This window comes from uncultured Campylobacter sp., assembly GCF_938030685.1.
Lineage (GTDB): Bacteria > Campylobacterota > Campylobacteria > Campylobacterales > Campylobacteraceae > Campylobacter_B.
Genome location: NZ_CALHHX010000199.1, coordinates 1 through 2899, shown reverse-complemented (window position 1 = coordinate 2899; position 2899 = coordinate 1). Strand labels below are relative to the sequence as shown.

Here is a 2899-nt window from a genome sequence, read left to right as displayed (position 1 = left end):
AAATTTTCATCCCCTGACGCAACCGCCAATAATAAGCTTTTTATGCGACGAAATCTATCGAAAATATTTGGCTTTGTATCTTCTTGATATTCATACGTTTTAAAACATTCGCTTTTTGCGTCTATATCTACGTCGCGCCAACTTCCGTTTAGAAATATATCATTAGAGATAGAAATAATGCCTTGCATTATTTCTGGGTCCAACTCTTTGTTTTTATAATGCTGCAAAATCTTTTTTAAATCGGCTTCTAATTTCCAATATTCATCATCGGACCATAAATTATAATCCAAAATCATACCTATGAACGAATTTGCATCATATCTATCATCAAATGCGGTATTTCTATAAAAATTTACAAGATTCATTGCATTAATCCTTTGGAATATACCAAAAACCGCTATTGTCAAGCTTTTCTTTGAATACGATGCTGTTGCACAGAACGTTTAATCTTTCAAATCTATCATATATGCTAGGCACCACGCCGTCGCTGTTTTTCGCGCACAGCATATTGCTTACATAAATTTCCGATTTGTCCTCCACGCCGATAACATCATTAAATATCGCTAGTATTGCGGCGAAAATTTCTTTTGGAAGCGTTTTGTTATGATAAAAGCTCAAAATTTGCATTAAAGCTTTATCCAACTCCCAATAATCGCAATCCGACCAGGTTCTTTGATATATAAATTTCCCGACAAACGAATTGATGCTGAATTTATCAGAATTCGTTGAATTCTGGTATAAAAGCTTTAAGTCCATTAATCACCGTCCTTTTTTCATTCTTTATTAAACATTTAGCCATCTTTATGACAAATTTATATTCATAAAAATTGATTATTTTCTGCTTGTCAACTCTTTAGATAAAATTTTTGAATCGGGATACAATTTTTTTAAAAATTCTATCTCTTCTCGGTCTAGCTCGTTTAAAACCTCTTCTATCGGTTTTTCGCTTAAAATTTTTCCATAAACTAAACTCAGTCTTTTATATGCGCGCGGGTTACCGTTCTTTTCAAATTGCCTTATTATAGTAATTCTACACTCTTTTGTTATTTCAGAATCGCCCATAAAAAGATCTTTTATACCGCAAGAGGCGCTTTGTTCTTTATATAGATAAAATATCCACGCAAATAATATTATAGCGGCGGCAATAAAGTAAATTTTATTTTTCATGAAATCTCTTATTCTTTCGGCTTTCTATCCGCGTAATATAGATGTATGACTTCATCCATGTTAATCTCTTTTTCCTTTCCGATCCGCTCGGTACACAATGTGAAATTTCCCTCTTTCAAAACGCACTTTTTTAATAAACCAACTATAAAGTCGTTATTCGTGCATAGATCTAAATTTCCAGAATGAAATTTTTTAATAAAATTTAGCTCTTCTTTGTCTAATTCTTGCTGCGCCTTTTTATCTACACAATATCTATCTAAAAAATATCGCTCATAAAAATAAAAAAGTCGCCTATGCGCCCCGCTGTTGCCATTATTAGCCCGTCGTATCAATTTTAGTCTGCATTTTTGCTCCATACGATTGTAGTCTCGCCTCAACATGTCGTTAATATCGCAAGGTGAAAAATTTAGCACCGAAAGAACAATATAAATACAAAGAAATATACTAATTATTTAGTGATAAAAGTGGTGTCCTGCGTTGGATTCGAACCAACGACCCCCTCATTAAAAGTGAGATGCTCTACCTACTGAGCTAGCAAGACATCGTAAGAAGTGGCGCGACGAATGGGGCTCGAACCCACGACCTCCGCCGTGACAGGGCGGCATTCTAACCAGCTGAACTACCGTCGCACCAAAAATTACACTCGCAACGCAAGTGCTAAAGAAGTATGAAATCCAAGGATTTCAAAATGGTGGTCGCTGTAGGGATCGAACCTGCGACATCCACCTTGTAAGGGTGGCGCTCTACCAGCTGAGCTAAGCGACCGTTTGGGTTTAAAAAAGAAATGTGATTATATATCCAATACGATTAATTTTCACTTAAACAATGATGAAAAGACTGAAATTGTGCTATACTTGCGACATAAAATTTTATCAAAGGCTCGGTAAATTTAGATGAAAAAGTTGGTTTTCGCCCTATTTTTGGCGCTTCAAGCCCCCGCTTACTCGCCGAACGAGATCGTAAACGCCATCGCCGCAGTAGCGCAAAACGAAGGGGTAAAGCCTGAAATTTTATACACTATCGTCAAAATCGAAAGCGACTTCGAGCCCTACACGATCTCCTTTTTGACAAACAAAGCAAACGCCGATTATTTCGCGAGCCTGCACAATCAAAATATCCGCATCAAGACGAGCAACTATAGCCTAAATTCCAGCAAATGGGTCGTTACGATCATACCGGCAAACGAAATTTACGCCGTGCAGATCGCCAAATATCTGTACGAGGACGGCTTTAGTATCGACGTAGGGCTCGGGCAGCTAAACGCCATAAATTTTAGCCAAAATGAGATCGATTATATATTTAACCCGATATACAACCTTACCAAATGCGCCAAAATCCTGCGCAAATGTTGGAACGCCAAAGACAAAAATATCAAAGACACGATCGAGTGCTACAACTACGGCATGCGCAAACGCTACTCAAATCCCTACTACAAGCGCTTTTACGAACATTACGAGAAATTTTTCGGCAAGCCCTATTAAGAGTTAGTAAAATTTCGCTAAAATCGCGCAAATTTTAAAAAAGGATATTTCATGATACTGATCGCAGGACCCTGCGTGATCGAAAGCCGCGAGCTGATAATGCAAGTCGCGGAAAGTTTGCGCAAATTTAACGAAATGAGCGGGGTGGAATTTTACTTCAAAAGCAGCTTCGATAAAGCCAACCGCACCAGCATCTCAAGCTTCCGCGGCCCAGGGCTGCAGCGCGGCTGCGAAATTTTAGCCGAAGTAAA

At 38.1% G+C, this 2899-nt stretch carries 5 protein-coding genes, 3 tRNA genes and 1 pseudogene; 2 read left to right on the top strand and 7 right to left on the bottom strand.

Annotation, left to right across the window (positions count from 1 at the left end; genetic code table 11):
* From Q0369_RS09450 to Q0369_RS09420, 7 genes are all read right to left on the bottom strand, one after another.
* Positions 1-365, bottom strand: a 365-nt coding sequence (locus Q0369_RS09450) for an Imm41 family immunity protein (RefSeq protein ID WP_298099097.1), incomplete at its 3' end; no start/stop codon positions are given.
* Between the two features lie 4 nt (positions 366-369).
* Entirely contained in the window at positions 370-756 is a 387-nt protein-coding gene (locus Q0369_RS09445; RefSeq protein WP_298099095.1) for an Imm41 family immunity protein, read from the bottom strand.
* Positions 757-831: 75 nt separating this feature from the next.
* A complete protein-coding gene (locus tag Q0369_RS09440) occupies positions 832-1167 on the bottom strand; it encodes a hypothetical protein (RefSeq protein WP_298099092.1) in 336 nt (111 codons plus the stop codon).
* Positions 1168-1175: 8 nt separating this feature from the next.
* Entirely contained in the window at positions 1176-1499 is a 324-nt protein-coding gene (locus tag Q0369_RS09435; RefSeq protein WP_298099089.1) for a hypothetical protein, read from the bottom strand.
* Positions 1500-1632: 133 nt separating this feature from the next.
* A tRNA-Lys gene (locus Q0369_RS09430) sits at positions 1633-1708 on the bottom strand.
* An 11-nt stretch (positions 1709-1719) separates the two neighbouring features.
* Positions 1720-1796: transfer RNA gene (locus Q0369_RS09425), tRNA-Asp, on the bottom strand.
* Between the two features lie 60 nt (positions 1797-1856).
* Positions 1857-1932: transfer RNA gene (locus Q0369_RS09420), tRNA-Val, on the bottom strand.
* Between the two features lie 128 nt (positions 1933-2060).
* On the opposite strand from Q0369_RS09420, the gene Q0369_RS09415 reads away from it, so the two are divergent.
* Entirely contained in the window at positions 2061-2648 is a 588-nt protein-coding gene (locus Q0369_RS09415; protein ID WP_298099087.1) for a transglycosylase SLT domain-containing protein, read from the top strand.
* A 51-nt stretch (positions 2649-2699) separates the two neighbouring features.
* Positions 2700-2899, top strand: a pseudogene (locus Q0369_RS09410) (3-deoxy-8-phosphooctulonate synthase); the annotation flags it as partial.

Bases quoted from the DNA above. Each gene is read 5' to 3' on its own strand.
- Q0369_RS09445 (WP_298099095.1), bottom strand. From the start codon at position 756: ATGGACTTAAAGCTTTTATACCAGAATTCAACGAATTCTGATAAATTC.
- Q0369_RS09440 (WP_298099092.1), bottom strand. From the start codon at position 1,167: ATGAAAAATAAAATTTACTTTATTGCCGCCGCTATAATATTATTTGCG.
- Q0369_RS09415 (WP_298099087.1), top strand. From the start codon at position 2,061: ATGAAAAAGTTGGTTTTCGCCCTATTTTTGGCGCTTCAAGCCCCCGCT.